Annotated in this window: 1 protein-coding gene; it reads left to right on the top strand. The window is 63.8% G+C overall.

What is annotated here, in order from left to right; genetic code table 11:
- The coding region (locus tag EN824_RS34845; RefSeq protein WP_189522304.1) for a bifunctional ornithine acetyltransferase/N-acetylglutamate synthase at positions 1–282 on the top strand (282 nt) is incomplete at both ends.

Here is a 282-nt window from a genome sequence, read left to right as displayed (position 1 = left end):
CCAGCCTGCCGGCGATCACCTCCACCGACTCGCCCGCTTACGCTGCGTTGCGCGATGCGGTGACCGAAGTTGCGCAGACGCTCGCGCAACTGATCGTGCGCGACGGCGAAGGCGCGACCAAGTTCATGACGGTTCATGTGGAAGGCGGTTCGAGCGTCGGCGAATGTCGCCAGATTGCGTATGCGATCGGCCATTCACCGCTCGTGAAGACGGCGTTCTATGCATCGGACCCGAACCTTGGCCGCATTCTGGCCGCCATCGGCTATGCCGGCATCGACGATC

Origin of the sequence: Mesorhizobium sp. M8A.F.Ca.ET.181.01.1.1, from assembly GCF_004792025.1 — a bacterium.
In the GTDB taxonomy this organism is placed as follows: Bacteria; Pseudomonadota; Alphaproteobacteria; order Rhizobiales; family Rhizobiaceae; genus Mesorhizobium.
Note: the sequence above shows the minus strand (reverse complement) of the source record. Positions and strands in the feature narration are given on the sequence as shown.